Annotated in this window: 16 protein-coding genes; all 16 read left to right on the top strand. The window is 27.6% G+C overall.

All coding sequences use genetic code 11. The annotated features are described in order from the left end of the window. Positions 1-242: 242 nt before the first annotated feature. Entirely contained in the window at positions 243-2,396 is a 2,154-nt protein-coding gene (locus JNUCC81_RS15805; protein ID WP_454094342.1) for an ABC transporter ATP-binding protein, read from the top strand. Between the two features lies 1 nt (position 2,397). Next, positions 2,398-4,257 carry an ABC transporter ATP-binding protein gene (locus JNUCC81_RS15800; RefSeq protein ID WP_454094341.1) on the top strand — a complete coding sequence of 620 codons (1,860 nt, stop codon included), beginning with the start codon at positions 2,398-2,400 and terminating at the stop codon, positions 4,255-4,257. Between the two features lie 271 nt (positions 4,258-4,528). Further along, positions 4,529-4,858 carry a PadR family transcriptional regulator gene (locus tag JNUCC81_RS15795; protein ID WP_208334558.1) on the top strand — a complete coding sequence of 110 codons (330 nt, stop codon included), beginning with the start codon at positions 4,529-4,531 and terminating at the stop codon, positions 4,856-4,858. A 3-nt stretch (positions 4,859-4,861) separates the two neighbouring features. After that, entirely contained in the window at positions 4,862-5,617 is a 756-nt protein-coding gene (locus JNUCC81_RS15790; protein WP_454094340.1) for a permease prefix domain 1-containing protein, read from the top strand. Between the two features lie 457 nt (positions 5,618-6,074). Beyond that, entirely contained in the window at positions 6,075-6,551 is a 477-nt protein-coding gene (gene agaB / locus JNUCC81_RS15785; RefSeq protein WP_454094339.1) for a PTS galactosamine transporter subunit IIB, read from the top strand. Between the two features lie 14 nt (positions 6,552-6,565). Beyond that, complete coding sequence (locus JNUCC81_RS15780) at positions 6,566-7,333, top strand: PTS mannose/fructose/sorbose/N-acetylgalactosamine transporter subunit IIC (RefSeq protein WP_454094338.1); 768 nt, start codon at positions 6,566-6,568, stop codon at positions 7,331-7,333. Beyond that, positions 7,323-8,171, top strand: a complete 849-nt coding sequence (locus JNUCC81_RS15775) for a PTS system mannose/fructose/sorbose family transporter subunit IID (protein ID WP_454094337.1) — start codon at positions 7,323-7,325, stop codon at positions 8,169-8,171. The genes JNUCC81_RS15780 and JNUCC81_RS15775 overlap by 11 nt, the downstream gene beginning before the upstream one ends. A 10-nt stretch (positions 8,172-8,181) precedes the next feature. After that, positions 8,182-8,583, top strand: coding sequence for a PTS sugar transporter subunit IIA domain-containing protein (locus JNUCC81_RS15770; protein WP_454094336.1), 402 nt, complete (start codon positions 8,182-8,184; stop codon positions 8,581-8,583). A 217-nt stretch (positions 8,584-8,800) separates the two neighbouring features. Then, positions 8,801-9,445 (top strand): TVP38/TMEM64 family protein, encoded by a 645-nt coding sequence (locus JNUCC81_RS15765; protein WP_454094335.1) that lies wholly within the window; start codon positions 8,801-8,803, stop codon positions 9,443-9,445. 82 nt (positions 9,446-9,527) lie between these two features. Continuing rightward, entirely contained in the window at positions 9,528-10,664 is a 1,137-nt protein-coding gene (locus JNUCC81_RS15760) for a (Fe-S)-binding protein (protein WP_454094334.1), read from the top strand. 15 nt (positions 10,665-10,679) lie between these two features. After that, positions 10,680-11,351: a TVP38/TMEM64 family protein gene (locus JNUCC81_RS15755; protein WP_454094333.1), complete on the top strand. Its 672-nt coding sequence runs from the start codon at positions 10,680-10,682 to the stop codon at positions 11,349-11,351. Beyond that, positions 11,352-11,936, top strand: coding sequence for a CDP-alcohol phosphatidyltransferase family protein (locus JNUCC81_RS15750; protein WP_454094332.1), 585 nt, complete (start codon positions 11,352-11,354; stop codon positions 11,934-11,936). Between the two features lie 10 nt (positions 11,937-11,946). Next, the gene (locus JNUCC81_RS15745; protein ID WP_454094331.1) at positions 11,947-13,152 is read left to right on the top strand and encodes an ABC transporter substrate-binding protein; all 1,206 of its coding nucleotides are present in this window, start codon (positions 11,947-11,949) and stop codon (positions 13,150-13,152) included. Then, positions 13,142-14,002, top strand: a complete 861-nt coding sequence (locus JNUCC81_RS15740; protein WP_454094330.1) for an ABC transporter permease — start codon at positions 13,142-13,144, stop codon at positions 14,000-14,002. The genes JNUCC81_RS15745 and JNUCC81_RS15740 overlap by 11 nt, the downstream gene beginning before the upstream one ends. A gap of 9 nt (positions 14,003-14,011) precedes the next feature. After that, positions 14,012-14,812: an ABC transporter permease gene (locus JNUCC81_RS15735; protein WP_454094329.1), complete on the top strand. Its 801-nt coding sequence runs from the start codon at positions 14,012-14,014 to the stop codon at positions 14,810-14,812. Positions 14,813-14,833: 21 nt separating this feature from the next. Next, a complete protein-coding gene (locus tag JNUCC81_RS15730; protein WP_454094328.1) occupies positions 14,834-15,856 on the top strand; it encodes an ABC transporter ATP-binding protein in 1,023 nt (340 codons plus the stop codon). Positions 15,857-16,007 lie beyond the last annotated feature (151 nt).

Raw genomic sequence — 16,007 nt, 5'->3', positions numbered from 1 at the left:
AAGTGACATTTATTAGTATAAATTAATAGAATAAATTTAGTGACCAAGAAAATAATATATATATTATTGACTTTTTTTTAAAAACATATATACTTAAAAAGTATAATAGTTAAAAAGTATAACTATTAAAAAATATAACTATGTTAACTATTATACAACAAATTTTATTAAATTGTAAAATTTATAATTTAAAGTTATTTAAGTTATTAAAAATATTTAACAATGTGGAGGAGGAATGATTAATGTTTAAAGTTCTTAAATACTTAAAACCATTTGTGTTATCAATTATAACAGTAGTTGCACTTTTAGTTGTTCAAGCAGTATGTGATCTTTCATTACCAGATTATACATCAAAAATTGTTAATGTTGGTATTCAGCAAAATGGTATAGAAAATGCAGTACCAAAAGAAATTCGTAAAAGTGAATTGAACAAACTTATGATTTTCATGACAGATAGTGAAAAAAGTAAAATCGAAAAAAATTATGTTTTATCACAAGATGATAAAGCTATTTATGATTTAAACACAAAAGATAAAGAAACAATAGATGAACTTAACTCTATAATGAGTAAATCTATAATGACAGTTTCAGCTCTTGATATGGCAAATAAAGAAGGAAAAATACCTAATGTTCCAAAAGGTACGGATATATGGACTATTATTCCTAAAATGCCACAAAATCAAATAAATGAGATGAAAAAAGGAATCGATGAAAAACTAGAAGATTTAGATGAAAATATGTTAACTCAATCATCAATTTATTACGTTAAAAGTGAATATGAAAAAATTGGAATAGACACAGAAAAACTACAAACTAATTACATACTTACTTCAGGAGCTAAAATGCTGGGTATAGCACTTATAAGTATGGCAGCAACAGTAACTGTAGGATTTTTAGCAGCTAGAGTAGCAGCAGGAATGGGTAAAAATCTTCGTAAAGATGTGTTTAGAAAAGTTGTAGGATTTTCAAATACAGAATTTGATAAATTTTCAACTGCATCTTTAATAACTCGTAGTACCAATGACATTCAACAAATACAAACATTCATGGTTTTATTAGTTAGAATGGTATTTTACGCTCCAATACTAGGTATAGGTGGAGTAATTAAGATATTAAATACGGATACATCTATGGCATGGATAATAGGTGTTGCAGTGGTAGCTATATTATCATTTGTAAGTGTATTATTTGCATTAGCAATACCTAGATTTAAAATAGTTCAAAAACTTGTTGATAAATTAAACCTAGTAACACGTGAATCGCTTACAGGAATGTTAGTTATTCGTGCATTTGGTACTCAAAAAACTGAAGAAAAGAGATTTGATGAGACAAATGAAATGCTTAGAAAAACAAATACATTTGTCAATCGTATAATGGCTTTAATGATGCCTACTATGATGCTTATTATGAATGTAATAACAGTTATAATAGTATGGTCAGGAGCTCACCAAATAGATGCTGGGAATATGCAAGTTGGAGATATGATGGCATTTATACAATATGCAATGCAAATTATAATGTCATTCTTAATGTTAACAATGTTATCAGTTATATTACCTCGTGCATCTGTATCAGCTGGACGTATAGGAGAAGTTTTAGAAACCAATGTAGTTATAGATGACCCTAAAAATCCTAAAGGATTTAATAAAGAAGAATACGGAAATGTTGAATTTAAAAATGTATCATTTAAATATCCAGATGCTGAACATAATGTTTTAACTAATATAAACTTTGTGGCAAAGCCTGGTGAAACAACAGCCTTCATAGGAAGTACTGGTAGTGGTAAGTCAACACTTATAAACTTAATACCTCGTTTCTTTGATACATCTGAAGGTGAAGTATTAGTAAATGGTGTAAATGTTAAAGATATAAATCAACATGAATTAAGAGATGAAATAGGATATGTTCCACAAAAAGGAGTATTATTCTCAGGAACAATTGAAAGTAATATAAAATATGGAGTGGAAAACTTAAGTCAAGATGAATTAGAAAAAGCAGCTGATATAGCTCAAGCTATGGAGTTTATAGATAACAAACCAGATAAATTCCAAACAGAGATATCACAAGGTGGTACAAATGTATCAGGAGGTCAAAAACAAAGACTTTCTATAGCTCGTGCTCTTGCAAAAAATCCAAAGATACTAATATTTGACGATAGTTTCTCAGCCCTAGATTTAAAAACTGATGCAGCTCTTCGTAAAAAATTAAAGGAAGAGATACACAATAGTACAATGCTTATAGTTGCTCAAAGAGTAAGTACTATTATGAATGCTGACCAAATAATAGTTCTTGATGAAGGTAATATGGTAGGAATCGGGACGCATGAAGAGCTTATGAAAAATTGTGAAGTATATAATCAGATTGCAGAGTCTCAGCTTTCAAAGGAGGAATTATAAAATGAATCCAAAGAGTAATTCAAGAAAAATGGGTCCAGGTGGACCAGGTGGACCTATGGGAGCAATGGCAGGAGTAAGTAAAGCTAAAGACTTCAAAGGCACAATGAAAAAATTAATACAACATTTAAAACCGTATAAAATAGCGATGGTACTTGTTGTAATATTTGCAATAGGTAGTGCAGCATTTAACATAGTAGGACCAAAGATACTTGGAAATGCAACTACAGCTATATTTGAAGGTTTAGTTAATAAAATAAGTGGATCAGGAAATGGTATAGATTTTGGATATATAGGAAGAATCTTATCAATGTTAGTAGGATTATATGTTATAAGTGCATTATTCTCATTTGTTCAAACATTTGTAACATCAGATATATCACAAAAAGTGTCTTATAATTTGAGAAAAGAAATATCAGAAAAAATTAATAATTTACCTTTAAATTACTTTGATAAAACTACAAATGGAGAAGTTTTATCTAGAGTGACTAATGATGTTGATGCAATAAGTCAAAACTTAAACCAAGTCTTATCTCAAATGATAACAGCAGCTACAACTATTATAGGTGTGTTAATAATGATGTTATCAATAAGTGTGAGTATGACTATTGCAAGTTTAGTTATAATACCACTTTCATTAATATTTATAATGTTAGTAGTAAAAAAATCACAAAAATACTTTAAAGAACAACAAGAATATTTAGGTAGTACTAATGGTCATGTAGAAGAAATCTATAGTGGACACAATATAATGAAGGCATTTAATGGAGAAGAAAAAGCTATAAATGAGTTTGAAGATATAAATGAAAAACTTTATAATTCAGCGTGGAAGTCTCAATTCTTATCAGGAATGATGATGCCAATAATGACATTTATAGGTAATCTAGGTTATGTTATAGTAGCTATAATGGGTGGATATCTTGCTATAAAGAAAACTATCCAAGTTGGGGATATACTATCTTTCATACAATACACAAGATCATTTATGCAACCTATAGCACAAACAGCTCAAATATCTAATGTTATGCAAGCAACAGCAGCAGCAGCAGAAAGAGTATTTGAATTTTTAGAAGAAGAAGAGGAAGCTAAAGATACGACTAATCCTTTATCTACTGAAAATGTAAAAGGTGAAGTTGAATTTAAAGATGTTCATTTTGGATATGATAAAGATAAAATAATAATAAATGACTTCTCAGCTAAGATAAAACCTGGCCAAAAAGTTGCAATAGTTGGACCTACAGGTGCAGGTAAAACAACGGTTGTTAAGCTACTTATGAGATTCTATGAATTAAATAGTGGTAAAATATTAGTAGATGGTCATGATATTAAAGATTTTACTCGTAATGATTTAAGAGATATGTTTGGTATGGTACTACAGGATACATGGTTATTTAATGGTAGTATGATGGAAAACATAAGATATGGTAGATTAGAAGCAACAGATGAAGAAGTTATAGAAGCATCTAAATTAGCACATGCAGACCACTTTATAAAAACTTTATCAGAAGGATATAAAACTGAAGTTAATGAAGAAGCAAACAATATATCTCAAGGACAAAAGCAATTGTTAACAATTGCTAGAGCTATACTTTCAGACCCTAAAATATTAATATTAGATGAAGCAACAAGTTCAGTTGATACACGTACAGAAGTTTTAATACAACAAGCTATGGAAAATCTTATGAAAGGTAGAACAAGTTTCATAATAGCACATAGATTATCAACTATTAGAAATGCGGATGTTATTTTAGTAATGAAAGATGGAGATATAATAGAACAAGGAAGCCATGAAGAATTACTAAAGGCTAAAGGATTCTATTATGATTTATATAATAGTCAGTTTGAAGAAGGCGAAGCATCTTAAAATATAATAAATAAAAAATACCCAAATTAAAGTGAATTTTAATTTGGGTATTTTTTTACTCTTTTAATTTTCATTTTAATACTTATATCCATATTGAAGTTTTATAAAAAAATAATATTAATTGAAGTTGGAGTTTATATCATTTTCCTTTACTGTAAAGCTTGAAAATATATTCTAATAAAATTTATCATTGCATTACGAGGTATTATAATTTATTATATTTATATAACTACATCGTATAGTGAGGTATTAAATATAAGGAGGTGATATTATGGAATTGAACAAGGAAGTTTTAAAAGGTCATATAGATACTTTGATATTAGCAATTTTAGATGAAAAGGACTCTTATGGTTATGAAATTGCAAAAATAGTCAGGGAAAAAACAACTTTTGAATTAAAAGATGGAACAATGTATGTATCTCTTAAAAGGCTTGAATCTAAAGGATTGATAAAATCTTACTGGGGAAATGAACAAGGAGCAGGGAGTAGAAGAAAGTATTACAATATAACTGATGAAGGAAAAGAAGCTTTAGATATAAAGGTAAAAGAATGGAACTTTGTACAAAATATTATGAATCAATTTTTAAAGGGGAGGTTATAAAATATGAAAATAATAGATGAATATTTAAATTCTTTATATACAAATGATAAAAGCAAGGAAATAAAAGAATTAAAAGAAGAATTAAAAGAGCATTTAGTGACATCAACTAATGAATTTATTGCTAAGGGATACTCAGAAGAAGATGCACAATTTCAAGCTATAAACCAATTTGATGATGGAACAGAGATGTTAAAGGATTTACATAAGGCTCTTAATGAAAGTAAAAAGGATAATGAAAAATTAAATAAAAAATTCATAAATATATTTAGAAATTTTTTTATAATATCATTAATAGTAGGTCTTGCAACTATGGTTTATGGTAAGAAATTAATTGATAAATTAGAGTATATACAATATAGTATACGTGGAGAGATTTATGAATTAGGAATTGATAAAAGAATAGATAAGCCAGAAACATATAAAAAGCAAATTGAAAATATATTAAAAGATAAAGACTTTAAATATGTAAGATATTTAGAGATTACTTCAGATTCAGATAAGAAACCTGTTTATAGATACAATGATAATTCAAATCAAACTCAATCTATAGCTATAAGGGGTACTGACATAGGGTCTTCAAATAAAAATGGAAAAAGGGGAAGTTTTGAAGTTGGAATAGATTATAGACCTGTATTGAGAGTGAGGAGTTTTTGGAATGAAGTTTTCTATGTTGGGATAATTTCTTTAATTACTTATATAGTTTTACTAGTGAGATACAAAATTAAATTTAAAAAAACTTTAATTTATAAAAAACTTTAATATATATTTAATTTTGGGTTAATTAATTTTGAAGGGAAAATATTACGTATGAAAAAGGAAGTACTACTTGGGGCATTAGGTATATCTACATTATTCAAGCTAACTTATTTAAATAATTAATTTTAGCTTATGATAGAAAGAGGGTATCGTATTTTAGGATACCCTCTTTAATTTGTTTATTTTTTATAAATGGATCTATTTTTTCTTTTAAATTAAAAAAAATTATTATAAAGTCAAATTTTTATTATAAAGTCAAAATTACTTTCATATAATTTATTAAAGTAATTCAATGATTACATAACTTAAATAACTTAAATAGTTAACGCAAAATTATAAAGCAGAAGAATGAAACTATAAATACATTCATTCACTAGATAACTACAATTAAGTTATAAAAAGTAAGGAAATATAAAAAAAGAAAATGTTTTCTAATAATTTTTAACAAGGGGTGGAGATTATGCCAAATATAGTATTAACAAGAATTGATAACAGATTAATCCATGGTCAAGTAGCAACAATGTGGTCTTCAAGCGTTGGAGCAAATTTATTATTAGTTGCAAATGATGAAGTTTCAACTAATGAATTTAGACAGGGACTTATGGATATGGCAGCACCGAGTTTTGCTCAAACAAGATATTTTTCAATAGAAAAGACTATAAATATAATTGATAGAGCAAGTGAGGCTCAACACATAGCTATAATATGTGAAAATCCACAAGATGTAGTCAGATTAGTTGAGGGTGGTGTGCCTATAAAAAAAGTCAACATAGGAAATATGCATATGGCAGAAGGAAAAAGACAAGTATCAAAAGCTGTGTGTGTAGACGATAAAGATGTAGCTGCATTTAAGCGCCTTAGAGAATTAGGAGTAGAGCTAGAAATCAGGAGAGTTCCAAGTGAATCTTCTGAGAATATAGATGAATTATTCAAATAAGGGGGTAAGTATTTATGGAATTAAGTTTTATCCAAATTGGTCTTATTTTAATCGTAACAATGATAGCAGCAATAGACCAGTTCAACTTCTTAGAGTCTTTATATAGACCTATAATAGTTGGGCCAATAATAGGTGCTATCATGGGGGATTTACAAACAGGTCTTATAGTTGGTGGTTCTTATGAACTTATGATGATAGGGGCAATGCCAGTAGGTGGAGCACAACCACCAAATGCAGTTATAGGTGGAATAATGGCAACAGTATTTGCAATACAATCAGGACTTGATACTTCAGCTGCATTACCACTTGCAATACCATTTGCATTACTTGGTCAATATGCAGTAACAGCACTATTTACAGTAATGTCACCTTTAATGGGATTATGTGATAAAGCAGCTGATAATGCTAATCCAAGAGGAGTAGATAAAGTAAACTATATGGCTATGGGAATATTAGCAGTATCTTTTGCGTTAATAGTTTTAGCTGGATTACTATCAGGTCAAGCGATAGGAGAAACTTTAACAAAAGTATTACCTTTATGGGTTTGGGATGGATTAACTGCATCTGGTAAAATGATGCCAGCACTAGGATTTGCAATGTTACTTAAGGTTATGTTGAGTAAAGAATACGCAATATTTATGGTATTAGGATTTGTATTAGTAGCATATGGAAAATTACCATTATTAGCAGTAGCTATGGTAGGTATAGCAGCAGCAGTTTATGACTTCCACGTAAGTATGAAAACTAAAAATACAGGAGGAGGTATAGGAGATGGCATCTAATACAGAAGAAATGATGAGAGGTCAAAGAGAATATATTGATAAGACTGAAGCACAGACTCTTGACAATAAAACTTTAAATCAAATGGCATGGAGATCTATGTTTTTACAAGCATCATTTAACTATGAAAGAATGCAAGCTGGTGGATGGTTATATTCTATACTTCCAGGGCTTAAAAAAATACACAAAAATAAAGATGATTTGTCAACTTCAATGAAACATAATATGGAGTTCTTTAACTGTCATCCATTCTTAATAACATTTGTTATGGGTATAATAATATCTTTAGAGCAAAAGAAAGCAGATGTTCAAACGATACGTGCTCTAAGAGTTGCAGCAATGGGACCTTTAGGAGGTATAGGGGATGCGATATTCTGGTTTACATTACTTCCAATAGCAGCAGGAATAGGGGCTAACCTTTCTCTTCAAGGTAGTATATTAGGACCAATTATATTCTTTGTAATGTTTAATGTGGTTCACTTAGGTCTTAGATTTGGACTTATGCATTGGTCTTACAAAGTTGGTGTTGAAGGTATAACTAAGCTTACTAAAAATGCTAAAGAGTTCACAAGAGCAGCTACAATATTAGGTATGATAGTTGTTGGATCATTAATAGCTTCTTATGTAGGTATAAATCTAGTTACTCCGGAGCATTTAAGTATGTCTGGAACAATTGACATACAATCTATATTAGATTCTATAATGCCTTGTTTATTACCACTTGTAGTGACATTTGGTATGTATGGATTAGTTAAGAAGAATGTGTCTCCATTAGTTAATATATTAATATTAGTAGTAATTGGACTAATAGGAGCATATATAGGAGTATTTAAATTCTAGGAGGATACTAATGATTATAATAACAGGACATGGGAAGTTTGGGACTGGACTTAAAACTAGCCTGGACTTAATAGTTGGAGATCATAACTTTATAAAGCCAGTTGATTTTACAGAGGAAAAATCTCCAGAAAAATTAAAAGAAGAAATAAAAAGCATTGTAAAAGAAGCTGATAGTAATGTATATATATTTACTGACTTAGTAGGAGGTACACCTTTTAAAGTAAGTAGTGAATTGACTTTAGAACATAATAATTTAGAAGTACTTTGTGGAACTAATTTGCCGATGCTTGTTGAAGCTACTATGATGGTATCTTTAGGATGTGATATTAATAGTGAATCAATAAAAGATGCAGGTATTAGTAGTATAAGACCTCAAGCAAAAACAGTAGTATTTACAGATGGTGGAATATAAAAAAGAACGCCAATTGGCGTTCTTTTTTATATAATAGAGAAAATATATAACAATGTATTTATATATAGATATAATCTATAAAATGACCTATAAAATATTTGATATAATTAAATTTAGGCATTTTTTATATAAAGTCAATGAGAGGAGTGGAATTGTTATAAATAAACAAAGCAGTAAAAAGTTAATTTCATTTTGGATAACACTAGGAATTATATTATTGTGTATATTAATTTATATATTTTTACCAAATATTAAAGGAACTGTAGATTTAGTTATATCTTATTTAGTTAGGTTGGATTTAGAAGGATTAAAAGAATATATACTATCTTTTGGAGCCTGGGCACCAGTAATATCATTTTTATTTATGATATTACAATCAGTTGCAGCTCCACTTCCTTCATTTGTTATAACTTTTGCTAACGCAGCATTATTTGGTTGGGTAATGGGAGCTATACTATCTTGGAGTAGTGCCATGGCAGGAGCAGCTTTATGTTTTTATATAGCTAGATTTTTAGGCAGGGATACAGTTGAAAAATTTACAAGCAAGTTTGCACTTAAGAGTGTAGACGAATTTTTTTATAAATACGGAAAACATACAATATTAATAGCTAGACTTTTACCATTTATGTCATTTGATTTAGTAAGTTACGCAGCAGGTTTAACATCAATGAGTTTTATATCATTTTTTATAGCTACAGGATTAGGACAACTTCCGGCTACAATAGTCTATTCTTATGTAGGAGGTATGTTAACTGGTGGAGTTAAATTAATGATGATGGGAATACTCACATTATTTGCTATAAGCATATTTATTTATATGCTTAAAAAAGTTTATAACGATGGACAAGTTAAACAGAATTAAATATTACAAATTAAATAGATTGATATAATATATCAATCTATTTAATTTTCAACAATTTCTATTTTGAAGATGGAGGTGCAATATGAAGAAAATAAATTTAGATGAAAAACGATTAACCCAGATTATAGATAATGAAAATAATTGTGTTGATTGTAAAATATGTTTTAACTCATGTCCTATGATGAAAGATTACAGTTCTTCTCCTAAAGAATTATTAACAGATATTATAAATGAAAAGAGTATAGATAAAAATATACCTTATTCATGTATGTTATGTAATGTTTGTACTATAAAATGTCCAAAGGATATAGATTTAAATACAATGTTTTATAATATAAGGAAAGATATATTTAAAGAGAATCATAAAGAGGTAGATAATATTGGATATAAAACAGTAAAAATCCATCAAAGTAGTAGCTTTTCTCCAGTATTTTCAAAACAATTTATTGAAAAGGAAAGTAAAAGAATATTCTTTCCAGGATGTAGCTTGTCAAGTTATAGCGATGATATAGTTTTAAAAACATATGACTATTTAAAATCAAATATAAAAGATATATCTTTAGTATTTGGATGTTGTGGAAAGCCAACCTTATCTATGGGAGATATGGATAAGTTTAATAATTATTATTCTAAGCTACAGTCTATAATTGATGAAAATAACATATATGAAATTATAGTAGCATGTCCAAATTGCTTTAAAACTATAAAAAACTATAGCAAAAACATAGTTGTAAAAACTTTGTGGGAGGTAATTATAGAGTATAAACTACCTAATGAGTTAAGAGGATACTATAACGATATAGAAGAAGTATTTTCAATTCATGACCCATGTCCTATTAGAGATGAAGGTGATATACATAATTACGTTAGAAATATACTTAATGATTTAGGAGTCAAAGTAGCTGAATTTAATAAAAATAAAGATAAAAGTGAGTGTTGTGGTTCTGGAGGGATGATAAGAGTTACTAATCCAAAAATAGCAATGAATCAAACTAAAAAAAGAGCTAATGAAGCTAAAAGTGATAATATAGTTACTTATTGTGAATCTTGTTGTGAATCGATGTTAAGTGTAGATAAGAATACTCTTCATATACTAGATTTTATGTTTAATCAAGATGTTCTAGATAAAATAAAATTTACACAAGATAAAAAATCCACTATTGAAAAATGGAAAACGAGATACAAGGGGATAAAAAAAGCTAAGAAAGTATTAAAATAATGAAAGGTATTTAATATGAAGATAAATAAAAATAATTTGTTAAAATATTTTATAAGTATTGTGTTCGTTATAATATTTATATTGATTGTATATAAGATATTTAAGATGGATATAGGTATAAGTGATATAAAAGACTATGTAAGTTCATTTAAAACTTTCGCTCCAATTATATATATTATAATGTTTGCATTAGTACCTCTTACACTGTTCCCAGATTCTATTCTTGCAATATCTGGGGGATTATTATTTGGATTATATAAGGGGTATATTTATACAGCAATAGGAGCATTAATAGGAGCGACTATATCTTTTTATATTTCAAAAAAATTAGGGAGAAATATAGTAAAAAAATTTACAAAAGATAAATTAGATAATATAGAAAATATAATAAATAATAATGGATTTTATATTATATTTTTACTTAGGCTAATACCTTTATTTCCATTTGATGTCATAAGTTATGGAGCGGGTTTAACTAAAGTAAAATATAAGGATTTTATATTGGCTACATTTTTAGGTACAGTACCAGGAATACTTGTGTTTACTAATATAGGTGCACATGCTTTAAATATAGGAAGTAGTAGTTTTTATATTTCTATTTCAGCATTAATACTTCTTATATTTATATCAATGATTTTAAAAAAGAAATTTATAAAAAATAATATAAATAAAGCACAGGAGGAATAAATGTTAGATACTCATGCGAGAAAATATGTAAATCCTATTATAGAGAGTGGAGCTAATTTTTTTATAAAGCTAAATTTAACTCCAAATAATGTTACTGTATTAGCTCTAATATTAGGGGTACTTACATCAGTATTTTTATACTTTGATATGGAGATTATAGGAGTGATACTATTATGGGTGTCAGGATACTTAGATGCAGTAGATGGAGCTATGGCAAGAAAAACAAATAAAACCTCTTCTTTTGGGACTTTAATGGATATAACTTTTGATAGGATAGTAGAGGTTTCAATTATATTAGTTATAGGATTTAGACATATAGATATAAGAATGAATTTAATAATATTAGCTATTAGTATTATTTTATCCATGACTATATTTTTAACAGTAGGAGCGCTTACGCAGCAAAAAGGTATGAAGTCATTTTATTACCAGGCTGGAGTAGCTGAAAGAAGTGAAGGATTTATAATGTTTTCATTAATGATTTTATTACCTAGTTATTTACCTATAATAACTAATATATTTTCAATTATGATTTTAATAACAGCTTTTCAAAGGGTGTTAGAAGCTAAAAAAATACTCGATTAAGGAGAATAATATGAAAAAAATAATAACATTAGTATTATGTATGTTGCTTACAATTAGTTTAGTAGGGTGTTCAAATAAAGAAACTAAAAGTAGTGAAAACATACTAAATAACAATTACGAAGAAATTTTAGAAAGTGCAAAAGGAAGTAGTGTGAATTTCTACGGATACGGTGGGGATGAGGTAATGAATAAGTGGTTTGATACATATGCAATACCTCAAATGAAAGAAAAATATGATATAACTGTAAAAAGAGTAGGTATGGATATAGATAATATATTAAATCAGTTATTATCAGAAAAACAAGCTAGCTCAAAAGGTGTAATAGATTTAGTATGGATAAATGGAGAAAACTTTAAAACAGCCAAAGAAAATGACTTATTATTTGGACCTTTTACAGCTAAACTTCCAAATTTTAATAATTATATAGATGGAGAATCGAAAGATATAACTACTGATTTTGGAACGAGTGTAGATGGTATGGAAGCACCTTGGGGCAAAGCTCAATTTGCTATAATGAAAAATTCATCTAAAGTGTCTCAAAAGATGGCTAATACTCAGAATTTAAAAGAAATAGTTAAAAAGTATCCAGGTAAATTTACATACCCAGCATTACCAGATTTCACGGGAAGTGCATTTGTTAGAAATGTAATATATGATATTGTAGGATATGAAAAAGTAAAAAATCTTCCAGAAGATGAAGCTAAGGTAAAAGAAGTTATACAACCAGCAATGGATTACTTAAATGAAATAAAGCCTTATTTATGGAATAAAGGAAAAACATATCCTCAAACTTCATCTCAATTAGATAATATGTATTTAGATAATGAAGTTTATTTTAATATGACATATTCACCAAATGGAGTTTTAAATAGAATTAAAAGTGGAGAATTTAGCAAGGATACAGAAATACTAGAATTTGATAAAGGTAATATAAGTAATACTCATTTCTTAGCAATACCTAAAAACTCTCAAAATCAAGTTGGTGCTATGGTTTTAGCAGATTTCTTAATGAGCATAGATGCGCAAAGTTCTAAGTCAGATAGCGAAAATTGGGGAGATGCAACTGTATTAGATATAGAAAAAATGAAAAAAGAAGAAAAATCAAAGTTTAGTAAATCTATAATAATAGAAAATTCATTGCCAGAGTTAAAAGCAGGTTTAGTTCCAATAATAGAAAAAATATGGATTAAAGAGGTTTTAGAAAGTGGAAAATAAATTAAAGCCATATTTACTACTAGCTCCAATTAGTATATTAGTTATATTAATAATGGGGGTAGGAATATTAAATTGTATTTTTCAAAGTATAGGATATATTCCAAGTATAGGACTTAATAATTTTACATTAGATTATTATAAAGAGATTTTAAGAGATGAAACTTTCTTAAAATCTCTTATATTTAGTTTAAAAATATCTTTTATATCATCTTTTATATGTGTAGTAGTAGGTGCATTACTAGCTTATGCATTATCTAAAAATAAGTACTCAAAACTAAAAGTAAATTTATTAAATTTACCTATAATAGTTCCTCATATAGTAGTAGTTATTATAGTATTTATGATTTTTTCTCAAAGCGGAATCTTATCAAGGATATTATATAATCTAGGAGTAATAAAAGATTCATCAGAATTTACACAATTAGTACTAGACGAAAATGGTATAGGAATAATTCTTGTATATTTATGGAAGGGAATACCGTTTGTAATTATAACTGCTTATAATATTTTAAAAAATATAAGCGAGAGTTTAGAAAATGTAGCTATAAATTTAGGGGCCAATAAGTTTCAGGCTTTTAGATTTATAATTTTACCACTGGCAATACCTAGTATAATATCGTCTTTTATTATACTGTTTGCATTTTCTTTTGGATCATTTGAAGTTCCCTTTTTAATAGGTCCATCTACACCAAAAGCCTTATCAGTACAAGCGTATATAAGTTATTCTAGTTCAGATTTAATGCAAAGACCAATTGCTATGAGTATAAATGTTATATTATCTGGAGTAAGTATTTTTATGCTTTTAATATATAATAAAGTTTTTTCAAAGATATATAAGGATAGATATTAGGTGATTACTATGAAGAGAAATTTAAAAAGATTAATAATTGATTTAAGTATTATAATTTTAATATCTCCAATTTTAATATTAATTATATGGGCTTTTACAAATGCATGGGCATACCCAGAATTAATGCCGAAAAACTATTCAATTAGAGGGATTGAATACATACTAAATATGAAAAATGTTAAGGTATTACTAAATAGTATATTAATATCAATGATGGTTGTAACAATAACCATATTAATAAGTATACCAGCTGCAAATGCATTAAGCTTATATGAATTCAAAGGTAAAAAAATCATAGAAATACTGATACTGTCTCCGATAATAGTTCCGACAATATCAGTGGCAATGGGAATACATATTATATTTATAAAATTAGGAATTGCGAATAATATATTGGGAGTGATAATTATCAACTTGTTGCCTTGCATCCCATATGCAGTAAGAATTATAGGCGATGTATATAAAATATTAGGAAACAAATATAACGTACAAGCTAAAGTTCTAGGAGCAGACAAATTTAGTATATTTAGATATGTTACTTTACCTCTTTTAATGCCAGGTATAATCGGAGCATCTAGTATGTGTTTTATAATATCATTTAGTCAGTATTTTTTGACACTACTTATAGGCGGTGGAGTAATAACAACATATCCTATGATTATGTTTCCTTATATACAAAGTGGTGACAGAACAATATCAGCATTATATAGTATAGTTTTTTTACTTGTTAGTTTATTAGTACTAATTCTTATTGAATTAACTGTTAACAAGTACTACAAACAAGATAATATAAATTATAAATTAGATTAAAAAATTATAAGGGAGAAGATTATGTCATACGTTAAGCTTGTTAATATGACAAAGTATTTTAATGATACAAAAGTTTTAGAAAATATAAGTTTAGATATCAATAAAGGCGAAATTATATCTTTATTGGGTCCATCAGGGTGTGGTAAAAGCACAACTTTAAAATTAATAGCAGGTTTATTAAATCCAGATAAGGGGGATATATTATTTAATGATAAATCAGTTTTAAATTTGCCTCCGGAAAAAAGAAATGCAGTAATAGTATTTCAAGAGTACTTATTATTTCCACATATGAATGTATATGAAAATATAGCTTTTGGATTAAAAATGAAGAAAGTATCAAACAAGGATATAGATTCTAAAGTTAAAGAACTATTATACTTAGTTAAATTAAATAATTATGAAAATAAATATCCATCAGAGTTATCAGGCGGTCAAAAGCAAAGAGTCGCAATAGCAAGAGCATTAGCAGTAGAGCCAGAGATATTATTATTAGACGAGCCTTTTTCTAATTTAGATATAAATTTAAGAGATGAAATGAGAGAGTTTGTATTAGATATACAAAGAAAAAAGAATATAACAACAATATTAGTTACTCATGATAAAGAAGAAGCTTTAATAATGAGTGATAAAATAGCTGTTATGTTAGATGGAGAGATAAAACAATTTGATACACCAAAAAACTTATATGAAAATCCAATAAGTAAAAATGTAGCAAATATATTTGGTGAAAGAAATTATATAAGAGGAAATATAGAAAATGGAGTATTTAAAAGTGATATTATAGAGATTAATTTAAATAATAAAGAAAATATAAATAATATAGAATTAATGATACCAAAGGAAAATATAGATATACGTAGTATATATTATGAATATGGAACAAAAGCTATTATAGTAAAAAAGAGATATTCAGGAGATAGGACACATTACGATTTAAAAATCAAAGGCAGTATATTAAAAGCTAGTTGCAACGAGGATTTATTTAATGAGAATGAATCAATAAGATTTATTGTTAAAAATAAGAATCTAGTATATTTTAAGTAGCATATAAAAAGTACACAATTTAATGTACCTATAGAAGGTGAATAAAAATATAAATGAAAAGTAGACAGGAGAATTAATAAATAGCACTAAAGAATTATTAGTTGTAGATGTTAGGGCTAAAGAAGGATTCAAAAAATGTATACAATGCAGC

The organism is Faecalimicrobium sp. JNUCC 81, assembly GCF_053667625.1.
Note: the sequence above shows the minus strand (reverse complement) of the source record. Positions and strands in the feature narration are given on the sequence as shown.

Bases quoted from the DNA above. Each gene is read 5' to 3' on its own strand.
- JNUCC81_RS15805 (WP_454094342.1), top strand. From the start codon at position 243: ATGTTTAAAGTTCTTAAATACTTAAAACCATTTGTGTTATCAATTATA.
- JNUCC81_RS15800 (WP_454094341.1), top strand. From the start codon at position 2,398: ATGAATCCAAAGAGTAATTCAAGAAAAATGGGTCCAGGTGGACCAGGT.
- JNUCC81_RS15795 (WP_208334558.1), top strand. From the start codon at position 4,529: ATGGAATTGAACAAGGAAGTTTTAAAAGGTCATATAGATACTTTGATA.
- JNUCC81_RS15790 (WP_454094340.1), top strand. From the start codon at position 4,862: ATGAAAATAATAGATGAATATTTAAATTCTTTATATACAAATGATAAA.
- agaB (WP_454094339.1), top strand. From the start codon at position 6,075: ATGCCAAATATAGTATTAACAAGAATTGATAACAGATTAATCCATGGT.
- JNUCC81_RS15780 (WP_454094338.1), top strand. From the start codon at position 6,566: ATGGAATTAAGTTTTATCCAAATTGGTCTTATTTTAATCGTAACAATG.
- JNUCC81_RS15775 (WP_454094337.1), top strand. From the start codon at position 7,323: ATGGCATCTAATACAGAAGAAATGATGAGAGGTCAAAGAGAATATATT.
- JNUCC81_RS15770 (WP_454094336.1), top strand. From the start codon at position 8,182: ATGATTATAATAACAGGACATGGGAAGTTTGGGACTGGACTTAAAACT.
- JNUCC81_RS15760 (WP_454094334.1), top strand. From the start codon at position 9,528: ATGAAGAAAATAAATTTAGATGAAAAACGATTAACCCAGATTATAGAT.
- JNUCC81_RS15755 (WP_454094333.1), top strand. From the start codon at position 10,680: ATGAAGATAAATAAAAATAATTTGTTAAAATATTTTATAAGTATTGTG.
- JNUCC81_RS15750 (WP_454094332.1), top strand. From the start codon at position 11,352: ATGTTAGATACTCATGCGAGAAAATATGTAAATCCTATTATAGAGAGT.
- JNUCC81_RS15745 (WP_454094331.1), top strand. From the start codon at position 11,947: ATGAAAAAAATAATAACATTAGTATTATGTATGTTGCTTACAATTAGT.
- JNUCC81_RS15735 (WP_454094329.1), top strand. From the start codon at position 14,012: ATGAAGAGAAATTTAAAAAGATTAATAATTGATTTAAGTATTATAATT.
- JNUCC81_RS15730 (WP_454094328.1), top strand. From the start codon at position 14,834: ATGTCATACGTTAAGCTTGTTAATATGACAAAGTATTTTAATGATACA.